Source organism: Bradyrhizobium sp. 63_E2_N1_3, from assembly GCF_052076005.1.
GTDB classification, from domain to species: Bacteria; Pseudomonadota; Alphaproteobacteria; order Rhizobiales; family Xanthobacteraceae; genus Bradyrhizobium; species Bradyrhizobium barranii.
This window is the reverse complement of record NZ_CP197235.1, coordinates 6930920-6947635: the sequence shown is the minus strand read 5'-3', so window position 1 is coordinate 6947635 and position 16716 is coordinate 6930920. Positions and strand designations below refer to the sequence as shown.

Sequence of the window (16716 nt, the reverse complement as noted above, 5' to 3'; positions counted from 1 at the left end):
CCGCAGGCGGTCGATATCGGAGGAGCCGGAAGTCAATGAGCAATCCGGTTCCCGAGCACTATCGGCACCTCAGGACCTTCGCCTTCGGCGACAATCCTGCGCTCGCGGATGAATTGGTCGAACTCGTCGTCAAGGGCGTCAAGACCGCGACTTGCAGCACGGAAGACGAACCGAACACGTCGACGCCGGGTGAGCGCTGGGTCGTACTCAACGGGCGCGGAGAACCGCGCTGCGTCATCGAATCCGTCGAGATCACCTATCGGCGCTTTAATGAAGTCGATGCCACCTTTGCGCACGATGAGGGCGAAGGCGATCGAAGCCTCGCCTATTGGCGCAGCGCCCATCGGACCTATTTCGGCCGGCTCGGACGATTCAGCGAGGACATGATGCTGATGTGCGAGCGCTTCCGCCTGATCGAGGTGTTTGGTGATCAGGCGCCTGCGCCTTGCTGAGCCCGGTCGCCGAGGCTACTTGCCCGTAAACTGCGGCTTGCGCTTTTCCATGAAGGCCTGCCGGCCCTCGCGAAAATCCGCGCTGTCCATGCAGGCGTGACCGATCGCCTTGATCGCCTCCAGGTCGCGCTGGCTCTCGTCTTTCAACACCTGCGCGATGGTGATCTTGGCGGCCTTGATCGCGAGCGGGGCGTTCTCGGAGATGGTCTGCGCGATCGTCATCGTCTCACCCCACAACTCGTCGATCGGGAACAAGCGCTCGACGAGGCCAATGCGCAGCGCCTCGGCGGAATCGATCCGCATGCCCGTGTACATCAGAAGCCGTGCCCAGGACGGACCGACCAGCGACACCAGATGCTTCAAGCCGTCATAGCCGTAGGCGATGCCGAGTTTTGCCGCGGGAATGCCGAACTGACTGCCATGCGCGGCGAGGCGGATGTCGGCGAGCATCGCGACCTGCATGCCGCCGCCGAGGCAAAAGCCCTCGATGCAGGCGATGGTCGGCTTGGGATAGTCGGCGAGCAGCGCGCGCTGGGCGGCGCTGCGCCTGGCATATTCCTCGGACGCCGCCGCGTTGTGGCGGGTCTTCTCGAACTGGCTGATGTCGGCGCCGGAGACGAATGCCTTGCCGCCTGCGCCGCGCAGGATCACGACGCGCACCGTCTCGTCATCGCGCAGGCTCGTCAGCGCCTCGCCAAATCCCTCCCACATCTCCAGCGACATCGCGTTGCGCTTGTCGGGATTGTTGAAGGTGATCACGCCGACGCCGTCGATGACCTGCTTGAGGATCTTGCCGTCGGCATGGGGTGTTTCGGTCGTGCTGGAAATGTCAGGCATTGCGCGCTCGCTGTCGTAGGCCGGGCGCAATGTGCGGCCGGGGCGCGGCCCGGGTCAACCGCGACGAGGGACGCGGCTCTGCATCCGCCTGTGCCGCGATTGCATGGCGCGAGAAGCGGCTATTCCTTGAGCATGATCTTTTCGGAAAACCGCTGCACACTTTTCCGGATCATGCTCTACTGCGTTGCGTGCATGTGCGCGGTCAGGGGATGGCTGCCGGCATTGCTGAAAAACGCCGCCTCTTCGGCGGTGGCCTCCAGCAACTGCTCGTCCTGATTATAGACGTCGTTGCGGAACTGGACGGTCTGGTCCTTGGTCATCCATGCAGTGAGGTAAATCCAGGCCACCGGCACCTTCTTCGCCATGGCGACCTCGAGGTGCTGGCCGCCCGCAATCTCCGCATCGATCGCGGCGCGGCTCCATTTCGGCTGGTCCTTCAGCAGCCAGGCGGCGAGATCGCGCACATTGTCGACGCGCGAGCAGCCGTGGGAATCGAAGCGGTAGTCGTCGCTGAACAGGTTGCGCTGGTTGGTGTCGTGCATATAGACCGAATAGGCGTTCGGCATGTCGATCTTCACCGCGCCGAGCGCGTTGAAGGTGCCGTTGTGCTGGCGCACGGTGAAGTTCGGCGTGTGCGTGCCCGACCAGTCGACCGAATGCGGGTCGATCGGATTGTCGTGGGCGTCGAGCACCTCCATGTGCATGCGCGACAAATAGGTCGGATCCTTGCGCATATGCGCCGAGATCTCGGTCTTGGCGATCGAGGACGGCACCGTCCAGGTCGGATTGAGCACGACGCTGGTGATCTGGGCCGTCAGGGTCGGCGAGGGCTTTTCGGTCTTGCCGACGATCACGCGATAGCGCCGCGCCACAACATCGTTCTCGACCGCTTCGGCAAAGGCAGCGGGAATGTTGACCACGACATAGCGCTGGCCGAAGCCGAAATTCATGTTCTCGAGCCGCTGGAGCGAAGCCTCCAGCTGCCGGATGCGCTTCTGCACGGAGACGTTCATCGCCGCGAGCGTACGAGGCGTCACCGTGCCGGTCGGCGCCAGTCCATGGCGGGCCTGGAAGCGTTTTACAGCGTCGGCGAGATCCTGGTCGAGGGCGCCGGTCGCCTTGTCGGCGGCGAGATCGCCGGAGAGGATTAGTCGCTTGCGCAGCAGCTCGTCGCTGGCGCCCTGGACGCCGAGGGCGAACTTGGCATCGGCAGGGATGGTCGGCCAGCCGCCGCGTACGGCAAGATCGGAGTAGCTAAGCGCGGCATCCTTGATGCGCTGGGCCGAGCCCTCGTCATAGGTTGGCTCGTGCGTCAGCGCGAGCGCCGCGGCGGAGCGGCTCTCCGCCGTCGAAGCGGGTGCGGTGGCCTTCGGCGCGGCAGCATGGGCCGGGTTCGCCGCTGCCGGCACCGTACCGGCCGCCGTTGCCGGCCTGGGGTTTGCCTGTCCCGTGGTTTCGGTTTGCGCCAGCGCGGAGGCGCTCGCGAGCACGCCGACGGCAACGATCATCGCATGGCGTTTCGACATGTGTCCCATTTTCCCCACGAGGACGAGGCCCGGACGGGCGCTCGCATTGGCAATTCCCGCTCGCCGCGCTGCGTGCGCCGATTCGCAAAAATCGGCGGGAAGCTAGAGCCCCGGAGTTGAGGTCCCATTAAGGGCGGCAGTCGAAAGCCCGCGCGTTCGAGGCGGGGCGTCTCGATTGGGTCGCGGCAGGGGCGGGATCGGTTCGCGAAATCCGCGACAATGGCGGGCAAATTGCCGGGAAATCCGCAGCAAGAAATCCGCAAGAAAAAAGGGCGGCTTGGCCGCCCCGAAAGGAGAGCCGCGCGCAAGCGCGCGGACTGGGTCTCGTTCAATCCGGCCGCGCCCCCGTGACGCGGCGGATTGAACATCGGCCGTAAAGGTCAGAGCCCGATCGGCTCAGGCCTCGTTCGCTGCGATCGATTCCATCAGCGAGACGAGCTGACGCTGCACCGTCTGGTCCTTGATCTTGCTGTAGGCGCGCAGCAGGCGGAGGCTGAAGGCGGAATCGAGGAACAGCAGGCTCTCGACTTCGCGCGCCTTGTTGTCGCCGTCATAGAAGAAGGTCACGGGCACATCGAGGGCGGTGGCGATCTGCTGAAGCCGAGCCGCGCCGACGCGATTGACGCCCTTCTCGTATTTCTGGACCTGCTGGAAGCTCACGCCGAGCTTCTCGCCGAGCTCGGCCTGCGAGATCTTCATCTCGACGCGCCGCAGACGGATCCGCTTGCCAAGCTCAATGTCCGGCTTGCCGGCGCTGCGCTGCTTCATTCTTTTCGCCGCTGCTTTCATACTCTCACCTTTGTTCTTCGGTTGAAAATCCCCCGAAGAGCTGGGTCAGGGGTTCGCCCATATACTCGTCCTTGAATTCATGCGGATGCACGAACTCTTCCTTAAACCACGGGAATCGCGCCGGATTGAAAGCTTCGATCAGCCAGTCAATCATGTGCCGCACGCGTGGAATCCGGCCGCTACCAGGGTGGTAGGACAACCAGATATCCAGCGGCCTGTTCAGCTCGACCTCCAGTGGAATCAACTTCCCGCCAAGCGCAATGGCGTAGCTCGGGAATACGCCGATGCCGGCGCCATTCGCGACCGCCCAATAATTGGCGCTTGAGACGTTGGTCTTCATGACCAGCAGGTCACGTTCCGGAACGCCTGGGAAGAAGCTCTCGAAGGTTTCCTTGGCGGCAAGCTGGTCGGCGAATTGCAGCACCAGGCGGTGCTTGATCAATTCGAGCGCCGAGCGCGGCGTGCCGTGTTTTTCAAGGTATTTTTCCGAAGCCCAGAACATCAGGTGCATGCGGCCGAGCCGCACCAGCTTGACGTCGAGCGCGGAGGGACGCGACAGATGGATGGCGACGTCGGCCTCGTGACGAGAGACATCGGCCGAGCGCATCGCGCAATGCAAGTCGACCAGGATCTTCGGATAGGCCTGCTGGAATTCGACCAGCCGCGGGGCGAGCCAGAACGTCCCGAGACCCTCGGTGACGGCCACGCGAACTTCGCCGGACAGGGCGTTGGCCGTCGAATCGCTGGTGCGCAGCACGTCGAAGGCGGCCGCCTCCATGCGCTCGACTGCGGAGACCACCAGTGCACCTTCATCGGTCAGATGCGTGCCGTGGACGTCGCGGGTGAACAGGGTGGTGCCGGTCTGGCGCTCGAAATCATCAATCCGGCGGCGGACGGCGTTGATCGACAGCGACAGGCGTTCAGACGCCGAGCGAAAACTGCCGCATCGAACGACTTCCAGGAATATGCGGGCCGCATCCCAATCGGAGAGGCCGCTGATGTTGATCTTTGGGCGTTCCTCCTGTGGAACGCCCCTTTCCGCCAAGGAGTGCATACAAGTCCCTTCGGGTTGCTAAACTGGCAGAATTGGGCGCAAACCACAACCACTGCGGGTTGGGGAACGGCGACTTTTGAACGCCATCGTTACTGCCTCGTGGGCGGTATCCGAGTGTTACTAAGGCTGAGAATCGAATCGGCCGACCAACGTTGGAATGAGGGGTGTGGCGTGAGTTCCGTTGCGAGCCCTGAAATGGCTGCAGGATTGTCGGCGTTTTCCGTCACGGAAGTCCTTGCGCGCGAGCTGTCGCCGCGCGGAATGGGTCGATCATCCAGTGCCGCGCGTTCGAGTCCCGGCCACGACGATAATGGCGTCCCGCGCAGCGGGTCGATGTTCGCGGGAGCCACGGTTTCCCGGCAAAATCATACTGAAATCATGTTCGGAGGCGTCGGCGCCTCGTGTTATTCTCGGTATCCCATGGGGGCCGAGGGGATTTCCACAAACACGTCTCGCAGGCCGAACTAACGGAAAGAACGCCGGTGTCGCATTCAGACGAACAGTTGCAGTCGGTGCTGGAAACGCTTGAGGAGTGCCGCAAGGTTCTCAACGAGAGCAATAACCGCGAGTCGGCCGAGCTGCTGTCTATCGTCATCCTCGACGTGCGGATGAAGCTCAAAGGAATTGACAGTGCCGATCTCAAGGCGCTGTGCGACGAAATGTTGCGGAGCGCTGGAAGCGAACCGCAGCCCCCCTCCAAGCAGACGCAGGACCAGCCCCGGCGTCCGCTGCTCCGCGTGGTGAAGTAGCCGCGCCGCCGAGTCTCGCTTTTTGGCGAGGTTTGTGCGCGTCCCGATGCCGCATCTGTGATCGCAGACGGCATCGGGAGGAGCCTGGTTTCGTGCGCCTCTGTTGTGCGCATTCCCCGGCATCGGCTACACCAGAGCCGGTTCGGCTCCCGCCCGCGCGCATTCCCGGTGCGCGGCCAAAGAGCCTGAGATGGCTCCGACTGCATCATGCAAAATGTCTCGATCCCGGCGGCCCTGATTGCCGGCCTCGTTAGCTTCCTCTCTCCTTGCGTTCTGCCCCTGGTTCCGCCCTATCTGATCTATCTCACGGGCGCCACGATCGAGCATGTCGAGAACAAGGAGCCGGCCTCGGCGTCCAAGCGCGCCATCATGATGTCGGCGCTCCTGTTCGTGCTCGGCTTCTCCACGGTGTTCGTGGCGCTCGGCGCCAGCGCTTCGCTGATCGGCGGGCTGATTCGTGCCTGGTCGGCCGAGCTGTCGATCCTCGCCGGCATCGTCATCATCATCATGGGCCTGCACTTCCTGGGACTGACGCGGATCGGCCTTTTGATGCGCGAGGGGCGCCTGACCGCGCCCAAGCCTGTCGGCCTGTGGGGCGCCTATGTGATGGGCCTCGCCTTCGCCTTCGGCTGGACGCCCTGCATCGGCCCGATCCTCGCCGCGATCCTCTCGATCGCCGCGGCGGAGGCGACGGTGACGAAGGGGGCGGGCCTGCTCGCAGTCTATTCGGCCGGCCTCGGCATTCCCTTCCTGATCGCCGCCCTGATGATCGAGCAGTTCTCGAAGCTGTTCGCGCGCATGAAGGGCCAGCTCGTCAATGTCGAGCGCGCCATGGGCGTCCTGATGGTGATCACTGGCATCGGCTTCCTCACCGGCACGGTCTCGAATGTCAGCATCTGGCTGCTCGAGACGTTTCCGGCGCTGCAGACGATCGGTTAGCTCACGCTGTTGGTACGGCAGTCAGGTCAAACCGGACATGCGCGACGATGCCGGTCGCGCCGCTCCGGTTCTGATGATCAGCCTGAAGCCGTGCCGGTCGGCGGTGGATTTGGCGATCGCAAGACCAAGCCCGGTCCCCTCGACGCCTTGGGGCGCAGCCCTGAAGAAGCGGTCGTAGATGAACGGCATTGCATCCTCGGGAATGCCTGGGCCGTCATCGACGATCTCCAGCGCGCAAATCTTGCCGTCATTGACGACCCTGAGTTCCACGGAGCCGCCTGAGCCTGAATAGCGAATGGCGTTGTCCAGCAGGATGGCGATGAGCTTGCCGATCGCGTCGCGATCGCCGAGGAACCTGCACGGTGTCTCCGCCGTCATCGCGAGCTGGACGTTGCGCGCCTCAGCCAGCGGATAGAAGTCCGCCAGCAACGAGGTCGCGAGCGCGGCAAGATCGACGTCGTCGCGCTTCCGGATCGAGGCGCCTTCCGTTCTGGCCATTTCGAGCAACTGGCTCGCCAGATGCGATGCGCGCCGCACGCCGTCCCGAAGTTCGTCGGCAAGCTCGCGAGTCTGTCCGGACAGATCCGCGGCGATCAGGTTTTCCGCTTGAATCTGGAGCGCGGCCAGAGGTGTCCTCAGTTCGTGCGCCGCGTCCGCCACGAAGCGGCGCTGCGCTTCGAGTGCCGACCGGTGACGATCGACGAGCTTGTCGATGGCAACGATCAGGGGAGCCACTTCCGCCGGTACGCCCACCGGACGCAGGGGCTCCTGCGCATCGACGCTGCGCTGGCCGATTTCGGCCGACAGCCGTTGCAGACCGCTCATCGTGCGGCTGATCGACCAACCCAGAACGGCCCAGACCAGCGGGATGGCGAGCAGCAGCGGAAGCGCGGCGCCTGTCGCCGCGTGCAGCGCGATCTCGTGCCTGGCGCTCCACGCCTGCGCGATCTGGATATCGTGCTGCGCGTGGCTCCAGCGATAGACGCGCCAATCCTGCCCGTCGGCGATCTCGTCGGACAATCCCGGCACTGATTGCCACGGAATGTCGATCGGAGGACCCGCCCGATGCAGCAGCGCGCCGGAGCGATCCCAGATGCGGACGACCAACTGATCCTCGTCTTCGCCTTCGAGCAGCGGACCCGCACCGTTGCGGTCGCCTGGACCGACATTGACGGCGATCTCCTGCAACTGCGCGTCGAGGAACTTGTTCATCTCATAGGCGACCAGGCCGAACGATGTTGCCGTCGCCAGGAGGCCGATGGCGGCCAGCAACAGCGTCGCACGCGTGATGATCGTCTTGCGAAGAGAGCTCATGATCCGGACTTTGTGACCATCCACCCGGCACCGCGGATGTTCCGGATGACGTCCTTGCCATACCGCTTGCGCAGGCCGTGGATGACGACGTCAACGGCGTTGCTCTGCACCTCGTCACTCCAGCCGTAGATCCGGCTCTCGATCTGGCCTCGCGACAGAATGGTTCCGGGACGCTCCATCAGGGCGTACATCACCGAGAATTCCCGCGCCGAAAGCGTCGACTGGATGCCGCGGAAGGTCGCCACATGGGTCGATGGATCGAGCGTGATCTCCTTGCTGCTCATCAGCGAATTGGAGCGGTCGTTGACCCTGCGCATGACCGCGCGAATGCGCGCGAGCAGGGCGCGCAACTCGAACGGCTTGACGATGAAGTCGTCGGCGCCGAGATCGAGTCCCGCGACCATGTCCTCGACCCGGTCGCGGGCCGTGATCACCAGGATGGGCGAAGCCTTCCTGCTGCGCGCGGCCTTGAGAATCTCGAAGCCGGTCATGCCGGGCAGTCCGATATCGAGCAGCGTGATCGCGTGCTCGGCGCGTTGTAGCGCGGCGTAGCCGTCCTGTCCGTCGCGGGTCCAGTCCACGGTCATTCCGTTTCGCTTCAATCCGCGGACGAGCGCCTTGCCGAACATCGGATCGTCTTCGATCAGCAGGAGGCGCATTGATTCAGGGAAAATCGCTGTGTTGGAGTGGTGGCGCGTCGCAGCACCAAGCGCCACATTCGACACCGCGGCCAAATGGTCAACCGCCTGCGCCTCAATTTAGAACTCTTACAAATTTGGGCGTGAGCGTAGAGAGGCTCGACCTATTCTAAATCCGATCTAATCCTCATCTAATTCTTCGCATTGCAGATGCGCCCCAGTTTGGGACCGCGAAGCCGTCTTTCAGAGCGGCACGCGAAGTTTTGGGGCGTTGCAGATGGAATTGGGTTGTTGGGCTGGCCGTAAGGCGTTGCGTGGTTTTCTGCTGTCGACGACGGCAGCGCTGTCATTCATTGGCGGGCTGACGATGCAGGCCGGCCCGGCCTCTGCGCAGCAGGGGCAGGCGGCGGGAGCCTTGCCGTCAGTCGTCGTTTCCGCTCCGCAGCAGCGCGCCCGCCGGGCGCAGACCGCGACGGCCTCGCGCGCAGCGCGATCGAATCGCCGGACGACCACCGTCGCACCGGTCGAGAAGAAGCCGCCGAGCGTCAACAATCAGGACGCGCGTACCGGCCAGAAGGGCTATGTCACGCGGAGCGTGACCAGCGCGACGAAGACCAATACGGCTCTCCTCAACGTGCCGCAGTCGGTGACGGTGCTGACGAAGGATTTCATCAGGGACCAGGCCTTCACCTCGATCGGCGAGGCGACCCGCTATGTGCCCGGCGTGATCTATCACCAGGGCGAATCGCATCGTGACGACCTCGTCATCCGCGGCCAGCGCAGCAACGCCGACTTCTACACAAACGGCATCCGCGACGACGTCCAGTATTTTCGCGACTTCTACAACATTCAGCGGCTCGAGGTCCTGAAGGGGCCGAACGCGATGATCTTCGGCCGCGGCGGTGGCGGTGGCGTCGTCAACCGCGTACTCAAGGAGGCCGACGGTACGACCATTCGCGAGGTGACGGTCGGCGGCAATTCCTATCCCGGCGCCCGCGTGACCACCGACGTCGGCCAGGCGATCAACGAGAACTGGGCCTTCCGCCTCAACGCGATGTACGAAAACACGCAGAGCTATCGCGATTTCGTCAACCTCGAACGCTGGGCGATCAATCCTACCGCGACCTTTGCGCCGAACGACACCACGACGGTCAAGCTGAGCTACGAGCATCTGCACGACCGGCGTACCGTCGATCGCGGCATCCCTTCGCAGATCCGCCCCGGAAACGCCTTCCCGCGCTATCCCTACGATACGTCGCCGTCTGCGTTCTTCGGCAACCCCAACCTCAACTATGCGCTCGCCGATGTGGATATCGGAACCGCTGTCGTCGAGCACGATTTCGAGAACGGGTGGACGATCAAGAATTCGTCGCAGATCGCCAACTACGACAAGTTCTACCAGAACATCTATCCGGGCGGAGGAGCCAATTCCGGTGCCGTCAATGCCGCCGGAACCTCGAGCAATCTGCAAGCATACAATAACGAGACCGACCGGACGAACTACTTCAACCAGACCGATCTCAACTACAAGTTCGGGACGGGCCCAATTCGTCACACCGTCGTCTTCGGCGCCGAGGTGGGCCGTCAGAACGGCCTGAACTACCGGCAGAGCGGGCTCTTCAATGGCGTATCGTCGACCATCACGATCGATCCGAGGAATCCGACATCGTACGTTCCGGTCACTTTCGCCAATAACGGGGGCACCGACGCCAACAACACCTACAAGCTCAATCTCGGCGCCGTCTACGTCCAGGACCAGGTCGAGATCACGCGCTATCTGGAACTGATTGGCGGCGTGCGGTTCGATCACTTCGACCTAACGTCGCGAGACCGCCGCACATTCGTCGAGCTCAACCGAGTCGATGATCTGGTGTCGCCACGCGCCGGTGTCCTGTTCAAGCCGCTCGAAAACCTGTCGATCTACGGCAGCTACAGCATCTCGTATCTGCCGAGCGCCGGCGACCAGTTCAGCGCTCTGACACCGGGCCTGGCCATCGCAGCGCCCGAGAAGTTCGTGAACAAGGAAGTCGGGCTCAAATACGACATCTTCCCGAGCCTGCAGTTCGCTACGGCGATCTACGAACTGGACCGGACCAATCAGCGCTTTGCCGATCCCAACAATGCGGGATTCTTCATTCTGAGCGGAGCAACCAAGACCCGCGGCTTCGAAGCGTCTCTGACCGGCTACGTGACGGACGCCTGGCAAATCACGGGCGGCTACGCTTACACGGATGCGCGGATCACCAGCAACAACTCCGCGACCATTGTCGCCGGCAACCGCGTGGGACTTGTGCCGTACATTACCTTTTCCCTCTGGAACAAGTATCAGTTCACGGAGCAGTGGGCCGCGGGCCTCGGTGTGATCCACTACTCGAACTTCTTCGCATCGTCCGACGACACCGTCCTGATTCCGGAGTTCACGCGAGTGGACGCCGCTGTGTTCCTCAGGCTCAACGAGACCTGGCGGGCTCAGCTCAACATCGAAAATCTCCTCGACCGGAAGTACTATTCGACCGCGGACGGGAATAACAACATCACGCCGGGGTCTCCACGTGTGTTCAGATTGTCAGCCACGGCGAACTTCTGATGGTGTTGAGATGACACGCGCGAGTGGCCGAGCTGAAGGCAGGTCGACGGCACGCAAGAGCAATCGCGCCGCACAGGCGGCGCGACAGCGCTGCTTCGTGCTGGAGATCAACCAGAGACCGGTTCTTGCATTCTCGGCCAGCTCACTGCGATCCGCCAAGGCGCGCGTGCAGGAAGCCTGGTTCGTCGAGGAACTGGAGAGCATGCGTTCAGGTGGGCGTCCTCTCCTGTGCCCGGATCATGTCCGACAGGTCAGGCTCGCGCTTCCCGCCGAGATTGCCGCGGTGGAACTTGGACGCGGCATCGATGAGGCGCGCGGCGAGGACGCCAAATATGGCTTCGCGTTTCTCGTTCCGATCGACGTGCCGCCGAATTAACGGTGTCGACCGTTTTTTCTATTGAACCGCGAAGCGCGCGAGCGCCTCGCGGTCGATCTCGATACCTAGCCCCGGTCTGTCAGGCACCCGCACGAAACCCTTCTCGTGCTCGATCGGCTCCTTCAAAATCGCCTGCCGGATCGGATGCTCGGTGCGGTCGAACTCGAGCATCGGTTCGATCGGCGCAAGCGAGATCGGCGTGTGTGACGGCAGCACGGCGAGGAGCTGGAGCGAGGCCGCGATCGCGATCCCGGTGCCCCAGACATGCGGATTGTAGCGGATGCCGAACGCCTCGCTCATGTCGGCGATCTTCTTGCATTCGGAGAGGCCACCCGCGGCGCAGGTGTCGGGCTGGGCGATGTCCAGCGCATGCGATGCGAACAGGTCGCGAAAACCGAAACGGGTGAATTCGCATTCGCCGCCGGCGATGGGAATCGTCAGCGCGGATCGCACCGCGCGATATCCCGCGACATCCTCCGGCGGCACCGGCTCCTCGAACCAGCCGATGTCGTAGCGCTCGATCATGCGGCCGAGCCGGATCGCCGCCACTGCGTCATAGGCGTGGTTCGCATCGACCATCAGCGCGACATCCGGGCCGATCGCCTCGCGCACCGCGCGGGTGACCGCGGCATCCTCGGCGATGCCGAAGCCGACCTTCAGCTTCACGGCGCGGAAACCTTCCGCGGCGTAGCCGGCCGCTTCCTCCGGCAGGTATTTGAGCGGATCGCCTGATTTGCGCCGGTAGAGCCCGGTCGCATAGGCCGCTATCTCCTTGCGCGCGGCGCCGCCGAGAAGCTGATGCGCTGGCACGCCGAAATGCTTGCCCTTGATGTCCCACAACGCGATGTCGATGCCGCTCAGGCCCTGGATCACGACGCCCTTCTGGCCGTGATCGCGCAAGCGTGCGTAGACCATCTGCCACAGCACGTCGGTGCGCAGCGGATCCTCGCCGATCAGCCAGGGCGCGATGCTCTGCACCACCGCCGCCGTCATCCGCGCCGGCCCGTAGCATTCGCCCCAGCCGGTCAGGCCGTCATCCGTCTCGATCTCGACCAGCATCGCGGTGCGCGTGTCGTACCAGGCGCGCGAATAGGCGAAGGGCTGCGAGAGCTTTGCTTCGAGGATGTGCGTGCGCACCTTGGTGATCTTCATCGCCGATGTTCCTTCAATCCGTTCACCGCGCCTCGTCCAGCACGCACGTCACCGTGCAGACGACGCCGCGCGGCAGGAAGTCGACGGTCGCCTCGCCGCCGAGCTGGTCGCGCGCGCTGCGCTCGATCAGGCGCGAGCCGAAACCGCGCTGCACCGGCTCCGTCACCGGCGGTCCGCCGATCTCACTCCAGATCAGCCGCAGCCGGGGCTTCGGCGTGTCGGCGATGACCTCCCAGTCCAGCGTAACCCGGCCGGTCTCGTTCGACAGCGCGCCGTATTTCGCGGCGTTGGTGGCGATCTCGTGCACGATCATCGACAGCACCACGGCGAGCCGCGGCGACAGCGGCACGGCGGGGCCGGCCATGCGGATGCGACCGGGATTGCTCAGCAGGAACGGCTGGAGCACGCGCGCGATCACATCCCTCAGCTCCGATCCCGCCCATTTCTCCTGGCTCAGGAGATTGTGCGCCTCGGCGAGCGCACCGAGTCGTCCCTCGAACTTCGTCCGCTCGTCCCGGCTTGAACTTCGGAAGGTCTGCACTGCGATCGCCTGCATCAAGGCCAGCGTGTTCTTGACGCGATGGTTGAGCTCCTCGATCAGCAGATTGTGCAGCATCTCGCCGCGCGCGATCGTGGTCGCCATCCGTACCGCGAAGGTCAGGCCGGTCAGCAGCAGGATGCCGCCGATCAGGCTGGTGATCGCGATGTCGCGCCAGAGCGGGGCGATCAGCGATCTCTCGGCGACACCGGCCACGACCGTCCAGCCGGTCAGCCGCGATCTCGTATAGGCGGAGGACAGCGCGACGCCGTCGAGCGAAACGGTGGAGAGGGTCGCCTCCGGGGTCCGGGCCATCGCATCGTTCAGTGCGCCGGAGGCCTGCTTGCCGAACGTCTCGGCCGGATTGGGCGCGCGCGCGAACACCCGACCCTTGGTGTCCAGCAGCGACACCGTCCACTGATCGTTCGGCCGCTGCTGCTCGACCAGTTTCTGGAATGTCGCGATCGGCGGGCTGAAGGAGAGCGCGTAGACGACCTCATCGTTGCGCAGCACGGGAACCTCGACGGTCACGATCGGTCGGTTCTTGGTCGAGCCGGTGAACAGGTCGGAATATTGCGGTGACTTGCTCGCAAATACCCGCTCGACGATCTCGCGATTATTGCGGGGTGGCAGGTTTGTCGTTTCACTCGTGACGGTCGAGAACAGCTGGTGCCCGCTCCCGTCCGCCACCAGCAGGACGCTGTCCTCGCCATATTGGCTGATGAACCCGGTTGCCAGCCGGCGGAAGTCGTCGAAGTCGCCGCTTTGCAGGGCGTTGCTGAGCGCCAGCACCTGCAAGCCGCCGGTCATCCGCTGCACTTCGGAATCGAGCACGAGGCGCATGCTTCGCACCGTCTCCAGCACGCGTCGTGTCGCGTCGCTGCGGTCCTGGCGGTAGTTGGAATAGGCAATACCCACCGCAAAGACGATCAGCGGCAACATCGTTCCCGTGACCAGAAGAGCGAGCCGGACCGGCAGAGTGAGCTTTGACAAACGCGGGCGTCCCGGTTCCAGCGCAGCGGCGCCGGATTATGATTTTGGGGAGACCATACGGGTGAGACTTGCACCGCGCCACGATTTTCGCGTCCGGCGAGCGCGTCAGAGCGGGATTTTGCAGCGCGGTCGTGGGCGTCAAGTCGCGCACCGAGGCTGAAAGCGGCATGAAGACCGTCAAGGTCTGCACGTCCAACTGAGGAGCATGACGCAGTTCTGATTTTGTGGGCCGTGCCCGCCGTTCTGGTGCTCGGCGGCGGAATTTATCTGATCGGCCATATGCACTAGGCAACGACGGGCCCTCGCGATCGATCGCGAGGGCCCGTTCTTGTTGAGACGCAGCTCAGAGATTGCTCTCGGTGATCGCGGCATAGACCATGCTGCGCAGTTCGCGCCGGAGCGGATAGGCGCTCGACGGCAGCACCTGCGTCATGAAGATGGTGATCAGCTCTTCGGCCGGGTCGATCCAGAACGAGGTCGTGGCCGCGCCGCCCCAATTATATTCGCCCGGGCTGCCGGCGATCAGCGTCTCCGCCGGCCGCATGGTCACGGCGAAGCCGAGACCGAAGCCGATGCCGTTATAGGTGGCTTCGGAGAACAGCGAACGCGATACCTCCGGCAGCGCGCGGCCGCCCGGAATGTGGTTGCTCGTCATCAGCGCGAGCGTCTTCGGCCCGAGCAGGCGGACGCCGCCCAGCTCGCCGCCATTGAGCAGCGCGCGGCAGAAAGTGAGATAGTCGGCGACCGTCGAGCATAGTCCGCCGCCGCCCGAGATGAACGAGGGCGGAGACAGGAACGAGCTCTTGGTCGGGTCGTCCTGGAGCGTCAGGCCCTCGCGGCGCTGGCCGGCATGGAAGGTCATGCCGCCACCCGGATCGGCGGAGTAGCAGGCGGCGAAGCGATGCGCCTTGGCGGCCGGCACGTGAAAATCAGTGTCGGTCATGCCGAGCGGATCGAGGATGCGCGTTTTAAGGAACTGCTCGAAGGGAATCCCGGAGATTTTGCCGACGAGATAGCCAAGCACGTCGGTCGCCACCGAGTAGTTCCAGGATTCGCCCGGCGAGAACTCCAGCGGAATCTTTGCCAGCGCCTCGATCATGCTCTGCAGCGTGCCGGCTTTCTCGACTTCGCCGATCTTTTCGGTGCGATAGGCGGCATCGACGTTGGAGCGCTGCTGGAAGCCGTAGGTGAGACCGGCGGTGTGCCGCAGCAGGTCGACGATCAGCATCGGCCGGGACGGCGGCCGGGTCAGGAAGGCCGGCGCGGTGCCAGCGACGAACACGCCGAGATCCTTCCATTCCGGAATGTATTTGGCGACGGGCTCGTCGATCGCCACGAGGCCTTGCTCGACCAGCATCATGAAGGCGACGCTGGTGAGCGGCTTGGTCATGGAATAGATGCGGTAAATGGTGTCGTCCTTGACCGGCGCCTTGCGCTCGACGTCGGCAAAGCCCTGCACCGAGCTGTGGGCGACCTTGCCGCGGCGATAGACCAGCAGGTGCGTGCCCGGGAAGCGGCCGGCATCGATGTAGCGTCTCTTCAGATGCGCATCGACGCGGTCGAGCGCGGCCTTGGACATGCCCACGGATTCGGGCGAGGCGGGGGTAGGGGCGAGCATCAGTTCCTCCGGGGCGTTTTGTCGGAAAGTTGATAGCGAAATGCCGGCCCCATTCCAAGCCGGTTGCGCTTAACGCGGCCGGGCCTGCTGGTGTAGGCTGCACTGTGGAACGCCTCCAAGGAGCCCACCCGGGCCAACGAGAAAACTCAGGGCAAACGCACCATGACCCAGTTCAACGAGACCGAACTCACCGAAGCCGTCGTCAAAAGCTTCGACAATACGCCGAACCCTCGGGCAAAATTCCTGCTCCAGGAATTGGTGAAGTCGCTGCACGATTACGTGAGCAAGACCGGTCTCACCTTCGAGGAATGGGAATACGCCATCGATTTCCTGACCCGCACCGGCCACAAATGCACCGACACAAGGCAGGAGTTCATCCTGCTCTCCGACGCGCTCGGGGTCTCCATGCTGGTCGACGCGGTCAACCACCGCGACCGCGAGGGGGCGACCCAGACCACGGTGCTCGGGCCCTTCTATGTCGGCGAGCACAAGGTGACCGCGCACGGCACCGACATCTCGCCGAACAATCAGACCGGCGAACGGATGTTCGTGCAGAGCCGTGTCACCGACCTCAAGGGCAAGCCGCTTGCGGGCGTTCCCGTCGACGTCTGGCATGCCGACGATGACGGCTTCTACGATTCACAGAAGCCGAACTACGACGAGGTCGGCGCTTCGGCGCGGGCGCGCTTCATCACCGACGCCGACGGCCGCTTCTTCTTCCGCACCATTTTGCCTTGCAGCTATCCGATTCCGACCGATGGCCCGGTCGGCGAGATGATCATGCAGACCAAGCGCCATCCGATGCGGCCCGCGCACGTGCACTTCCTGGTCAATGCCAAGGGCTACGAGCCGCTGATCACCCACGTCTTCATGGATGGCGACAAATATCTCGATTCCGACGTGGTGTTCGGGGTCAAGGACGACCTCGTCGCCAAGGTCGAGCCGCGCAACGACCCGGCGATGCCTGACGGCTCCAAGGCAAACGGGCAGTGGCATTTGATGACGTACGAATTCCACCTCAAGCCCGGTGGCGGCATGGCGCCGAAGCCGCTGGGGGTGAAGGCGGAGGAGCCGGCGTGACGGCGCTGCGCTGGAGCGCACATTCGGCCGCCCGGTAGTCAGGGCGCGTGCGACGTCCGCTGTGCTTCTGGTAG

At 63.8% G+C, this 16716-nt stretch carries 16 protein-coding genes; 7 read left to right on the top strand and 9 right to left on the bottom strand.

Annotation, left to right across the window (positions count from 1 at the left end):
• Positions 1-35: 35 nt before the first annotated feature.
• Positions 36-452, top strand: a complete 417-nt coding sequence (locus AB7531_RS33025) for an ASCH domain-containing protein (protein ID WP_063984810.1) — start codon at positions 36-38, stop codon at positions 450-452.
• Between the two features lie 15 nt (positions 453-467).
• On the opposite strand, the gene AB7531_RS33020 is transcribed toward AB7531_RS33025, so the two are convergent.
• Entirely contained in the window at positions 468-1289 is an 822-nt protein-coding gene (locus tag AB7531_RS33020; RefSeq protein ID WP_063984809.1) for an enoyl-CoA hydratase, read from the bottom strand.
• A 176-nt stretch (positions 1290-1465) separates the two neighbouring features.
• A complete protein-coding gene (locus tag AB7531_RS33015) occupies positions 1466-2815 on the bottom strand; it encodes a L,D-transpeptidase family protein (RefSeq protein ID WP_063984808.1) in 1350 nt (449 codons plus the stop codon).
• Positions 2816-3034: 219 nt separating this feature from the next.
• Here AB7531_RS33015 and AB7531_RS33010 point away from each other — a divergent pair, with 219 nt between their 5' ends.
• The gene (locus AB7531_RS33010; RefSeq protein WP_256376427.1) at positions 3035-3166 is read left to right on the top strand and encodes a hypothetical protein; all 132 of its coding nucleotides are present in this window, start codon (positions 3035-3037) and stop codon (positions 3164-3166) included.
• Positions 3167-3211: 45 nt separating this feature from the next.
• Here AB7531_RS33010 and AB7531_RS33005 read toward each other — a convergent pair whose 3' ends face one another.
• Together AB7531_RS33005 and AB7531_RS33000 are read right to left on the bottom strand one after the other, a co-directional pair.
• On the bottom strand, positions 3212-3583 hold the full coding sequence (locus tag AB7531_RS33005) for a helix-turn-helix domain-containing protein (RefSeq protein WP_014497036.1): 372 nt from the start codon (positions 3581-3583) through the stop codon (positions 3212-3214).
• Between the two features lie 25 nt (positions 3584-3608).
• Positions 3609-4658, bottom strand: a complete 1050-nt coding sequence (locus tag AB7531_RS33000) for a LysR family transcriptional regulator (RefSeq protein ID WP_038943246.1) — start codon at positions 4656-4658, stop codon at positions 3609-3611.
• Positions 4659-5140: 482 nt separating this feature from the next.
• Here AB7531_RS33000 and AB7531_RS32995 point away from each other — a divergent pair, with 482 nt between their 5' ends.
• Both AB7531_RS32995 and AB7531_RS32990 read left to right on the top strand, forming a co-directional pair.
• Positions 5141-5407, top strand: a complete 267-nt coding sequence (locus AB7531_RS32995) for a hypothetical protein (protein WP_028152051.1) — start codon at positions 5141-5143, stop codon at positions 5405-5407.
• Positions 5408-5614: 207 nt separating this feature from the next.
• The gene (locus tag AB7531_RS32990) at positions 5615-6346 is read left to right on the top strand and encodes a cytochrome c biogenesis CcdA family protein (RefSeq protein ID WP_085404442.1); all 732 of its coding nucleotides are present in this window, start codon (positions 5615-5617) and stop codon (positions 6344-6346) included.
• A gap of 21 nt (positions 6347-6367) precedes the next feature.
• Here AB7531_RS32990 and AB7531_RS32985 read toward each other — a convergent pair whose 3' ends face one another.
• Positions 6368-7660, bottom strand: a complete 1293-nt coding sequence (locus tag AB7531_RS32985; protein WP_063984806.1) for an ATP-binding protein — start codon at positions 7658-7660, stop codon at positions 6368-6370.
• Positions 7657-8319: a response regulator transcription factor gene (locus AB7531_RS32980; protein WP_063984805.1), complete on the bottom strand. Its 663-nt coding sequence runs from the start codon at positions 8317-8319 to the stop codon at positions 7657-7659. Before AB7531_RS32980 ends, AB7531_RS32985 begins: the two co-directional genes overlap by 4 nt.
• Before the next feature lie 256 nt (positions 8320-8575).
• On the opposite strand from AB7531_RS32980, the gene AB7531_RS32975 reads away from it, so the two are divergent.
• On the top strand, positions 8576-10885 hold the full coding sequence (locus AB7531_RS32975; RefSeq protein WP_063984804.1) for a TonB-dependent receptor: 2310 nt from the start codon (positions 8576-8578) through the stop codon (positions 10883-10885).
• 97 nt (positions 10886-10982) lie between these two features.
• A complete protein-coding gene (locus tag AB7531_RS32970) occupies positions 10983-11261 on the top strand; it encodes a hypothetical protein (protein ID WP_187387772.1) in 279 nt (92 codons plus the stop codon).
• 18 nt (positions 11262-11279) lie between these two features.
• On the opposite strand, the gene AB7531_RS32965 is transcribed toward AB7531_RS32970, so the two are convergent.
• From AB7531_RS32965 to AB7531_RS32955, 3 genes are all read right to left on the bottom strand, one after another.
• On the bottom strand, positions 11280-12413 hold the full coding sequence (locus tag AB7531_RS32965; protein WP_063984802.1) for a mandelate racemase/muconate lactonizing enzyme family protein: 1134 nt from the start codon (positions 12411-12413) through the stop codon (positions 11280-11282).
• A 22-nt stretch (positions 12414-12435) separates the two neighbouring features.
• Entirely contained in the window at positions 12436-13893 is a 1458-nt protein-coding gene (locus AB7531_RS32960) for a sensor histidine kinase (protein WP_063984801.1), read from the bottom strand.
• A 394-nt stretch (positions 13894-14287) separates the two neighbouring features.
• Complete coding sequence (locus tag AB7531_RS32955) at positions 14288-15562, bottom strand: serine hydrolase domain-containing protein (protein WP_063984800.1); 1275 nt, start codon at positions 15560-15562, stop codon at positions 14288-14290.
• Between the two features lie 162 nt (positions 15563-15724).
• Between AB7531_RS32955 and AB7531_RS32950 the strand changes: the two genes are divergently transcribed.
• Positions 15725-16642: an intradiol ring-cleavage dioxygenase gene (locus tag AB7531_RS32950; protein ID WP_063984799.1), complete on the top strand. Its 918-nt coding sequence runs from the start codon at positions 15725-15727 to the stop codon at positions 16640-16642.
• The last annotated feature ends 74 nt before the right edge of the window (positions 16643-16716 follow it).

What these genes read in the sequence shown, in the direction of transcription:
- AB7531_RS32960 (WP_063984801.1), bottom strand. Translation starts at nt 13,893, where the DNA reads ATGTTGCCGCTGATCGTCTTTGCGGTGGGTATTGCCTATTCCAACTAC.
- AB7531_RS33010 (WP_256376427.1), top strand. Translation starts at nt 3,035, where the DNA reads ATGGCGGGCAAATTGCCGGGAAATCCGCAGCAAGAAATCCGCAAGAAA.
- AB7531_RS33020 (WP_063984809.1), bottom strand. Translation starts at nt 1,289, where the DNA reads ATGCCTGACATTTCCAGCACGACCGAAACACCCCATGCCGACGGCAAG.
- AB7531_RS33025 (WP_063984810.1), top strand. Translation starts at nt 36, where the DNA reads ATGAGCAATCCGGTTCCCGAGCACTATCGGCACCTCAGGACCTTCGCC.
- AB7531_RS33005 (WP_014497036.1), bottom strand. Translation starts at nt 3,583, where the DNA reads ATGAAGCAGCGCAGCGCCGGCAAGCCGGACATTGAGCTTGGCAAGCGG.
- AB7531_RS32950 (WP_063984799.1), top strand. Translation starts at nt 15,725, where the DNA reads ATGACCCAGTTCAACGAGACCGAACTCACCGAAGCCGTCGTCAAAAGC.
- AB7531_RS32990 (WP_085404442.1), top strand. Translation starts at nt 5,615, where the DNA reads ATGCAAAATGTCTCGATCCCGGCGGCCCTGATTGCCGGCCTCGTTAGC.
- AB7531_RS33000 (WP_038943246.1), bottom strand. Translation starts at nt 4,658, where the DNA reads ATGCACTCCTTGGCGGAAAGGGGCGTTCCACAGGAGGAACGCCCAAAG.
- AB7531_RS32980 (WP_063984805.1), bottom strand. Translation starts at nt 8,319, where the DNA reads ATGCGCCTCCTGCTGATCGAAGACGATCCGATGTTCGGCAAGGCGCTC.
- AB7531_RS32955 (WP_063984800.1), bottom strand. Translation starts at nt 15,562, where the DNA reads ATGCTCGCCCCTACCCCCGCCTCGCCCGAATCCGTGGGCATGTCCAAG.
- AB7531_RS32975 (WP_063984804.1), top strand. Translation starts at nt 8,576, where the DNA reads ATGGAATTGGGTTGTTGGGCTGGCCGTAAGGCGTTGCGTGGTTTTCTG.
- AB7531_RS33015 (WP_063984808.1), bottom strand. Translation starts at nt 2,815, where the DNA reads ATGTCGAAACGCCATGCGATGATCGTTGCCGTCGGCGTGCTCGCGAGC.
- AB7531_RS32985 (WP_063984806.1), bottom strand. Translation starts at nt 7,660, where the DNA reads ATGAGCTCTCTTCGCAAGACGATCATCACGCGTGCGACGCTGTTGCTG.
- AB7531_RS32965 (WP_063984802.1), bottom strand. Translation starts at nt 12,413, where the DNA reads ATGAAGATCACCAAGGTGCGCACGCACATCCTCGAAGCAAAGCTCTCG.